This window comes from Pseudomonas emilianonis, from assembly GCF_023072625.1.
In the GTDB taxonomy this organism is placed as follows: Bacteria; Pseudomonadota; Gammaproteobacteria; order Pseudomonadales; family Pseudomonadaceae; genus Aquipseudomonas; species Aquipseudomonas paraveronii.
The window spans coordinates 1-2,271 of the sequence record NZ_JAKNRV010000563.1 but is presented as its reverse complement, the minus strand read 5'-3'; the positions used below and the strand labels follow the sequence as shown (position 1 = coordinate 2,271).

The 2,271-nt window shown below is 64.1% G+C and carries 1 protein-coding gene and 2 pseudogenes; 2 read left to right on the top strand and 1 reads right to left on the bottom strand.

Annotation, left to right across the window (positions count from 1 at the left end):
• Nucleotides 1-1,455 (top strand): ImcF-related family protein (locus L9Z73_RS29345; protein ID WP_282598797.1); only part of this gene is annotated, 1,455 nt, incomplete at its 5' end.
• Between the two features lie 32 nt (nt 1,456-1,487).
• Here the strand turns inward: L9Z73_RS29345 and L9Z73_RS29340 are convergent.
• A pseudogene (locus L9Z73_RS29340) lies at nt 1,488-2,150 on the bottom strand (DUF1853 family protein); the annotation flags it as partial.
• Between L9Z73_RS29340 and L9Z73_RS29335 the strand changes: the two are divergent.
• Nucleotides 2,143-2,271 (top strand): annotated as a pseudogene (locus L9Z73_RS29335) (tRNA 2-selenouridine(34) synthase MnmH); the annotation flags it as partial. The pseudogenes L9Z73_RS29340 and L9Z73_RS29335 sit on opposite strands and share 8 nt — an antisense overlap.

Here is a 2,271-nt window from a genome sequence, read left to right as displayed (position 1 = left end):
GGTTATTCTTGCCAGGTGCGCCAAGCCATCGATGCGATCGCCGACGCGCGCCGCGAGGAAGTCGACTGGGTGCTCAGCGACAAGCCCGCCGATATCGACACCCGCCTGAGCCCGGACCAGCTCCGCGACAGACTGACCGAACGTTACTTTCAGGACTACGCCAGCGCCTGGCTGGATCTGCTCAACAGCCTGCGCTGGCAGCAGGCCGCAAGCCTCGATGAGTCAATCGACCAATTGACGCTGATGAGCGACGTGCGCCAATCGCCCTTGATCGCGCTGCTGAACAGCGTGGCCTACCAGGCGCGGGCAGGCAGCCGAACCCAGGCCCTGGCCGACTCGTTGATACAGTCCGGGCAAAAGCTGATCGGTCAGGACAATGCCCCGGCGATCGAGCCGTTCGTCCACGCATCCAAGGGGCCACTGGATGCAACCTTCGGCCCGTTATTGGCTCTGCTGGACAAGAATAACCATGATGGCCTCACTCTCCAGTCCTTCCTCACCCGCGTGACACGGGTGCGTTTGAAACTGCAGCAAATCAACACTGCGCCCGACCCGCTGGAAATGACCCAGGCCCTGGCGCAAACGGTGTTTCAAGGCCGCAGTATCGACCTCCCCGACACCCAATCCTACGGCAGCCTGCTGGCCGCCAGCCTGGGCGCGGAGTGGGGCGGGGCGGCGCAGACGCTGTTCGTGCAGCCATTGGAACAGGCCTGGCAACGCGTCTTGCAACCGTCCGCCGCCGGTCTCAATAGCCAGTGGCAGCGCTCGATCGTCAGCCATTGGAACGCTGCTTTCGCCAGCCGCTATCCCTTTGCGGCCACCACCAGCGACGCCTCGTTGCCGATGTTGGGGCAAATGATCCGCGCGGATTCCGGGCGTATCGCACAGTTTCTACAGCAGCAATTGAGCGGCGTGCTGCGCAAGGACGGCAGCCGTTGGGTAGCCGATCCACGCCACAGCCAGGGCCTGCGTTTCAACCCGCAGTTTCTGAGCGCCATCAATCAACTGAGCGACCTGGCCGATGTGCTCTACACCGACGGCGGCATGGGGCTGAGCTTTGAACTGCAAGGCAAACCCGTGCGCGATGTGGTGCAAACCACCTTCATCCTCAACGGCGACCGGCACCAGTACTTCAACCAGAAAGAAAGCTGGCAGCGTTTCAACTGGCCGGGCCGCAGCGACTATCCCGGCGTGAGCCTCAGCTGGACCAGCGTGCACGCCGGCGAGCGGTTATTTGGCGACTACCCCGGCACCTGGGGCCTGATCCGTTTGCTGGAAAAAGCCCAGGTCACGCCGTTGGACGACGGTGACAGCCGCTACCGCCTGGCACTCAAGGCGCCTGACGGCTTGAACCTGACGTGGCACCTGCGCACCGAATTGGATGCGGGACCATTGGCGTTGCTCAAGCTGCGCAGCTTCACGTTGCCGCCACAGATATTCCTCAACGAGGGCTGAGCCATGGAGTCGGTGAGGCGGCTCCTTGCAGGTTAGGGCGCGCCCGGCACATTCGGCCAAAGATCCGCCACCAGAAACAGCCGCTCAGCTTCCTCCCAATCCTCGCCGTTCTGAACCAGCCGCACGAGCAACTGAGCCGGAGCCATTGGCGCCAGGTCCGCCAGCCATCGCTGCATCTGTTCTTCGCTCCACACCGCTTCTGCGAGGTAATGCGCGGGCGCCAGCCACGCATGCCGGGGCAGGGGCTGCCAGCGACCGGGCGCACTGGCGCTGACAAAGTCCCGCCAATCACGCTGATGCAGCCAGCGTCCACGCAAATGCTCTGGGTGAGCGCCGTGGGGCGGTTCAGCCTCGCCAGGCCAGGGATAGAGCAAGTAGCCGCCGAGCCACAAGTGCGCATCGAACTGCTCGATGCCCAGCGCCGCCAACGCCTCGTGGCTCTCCGGTCGTGCCGAAATCGGCAACTGATGCTGGGCCAGGTGCGCCAGCTTGCGATCCAGCCGATCATGACAACCCGGCCCCAGCCACCGTGCGGTGTCCTGGCCGTTGCCGTCCTGCGGGCCGAGGTAGAGTTTGATCGCCAGTTCCAAGTGATGCACGCCATCGCCGTCGCGCAGCAGCATGTCCAATTCACCCAGGGTATGCCCGGCGCGGCGGATCGGCAGGTTGGCGGCCAACAGTTCCACGCCCGGCGCTGTGGACCTGCACCGCGTATGGATTGAAGGGTTGCTGCGCGAGTACTACGACCCGATGTACGCCTTCCAGCGTGAAAGCAAAGGCGCGCGCATCGAGTTTGTCGGGGAGCAGGCAGCGGTG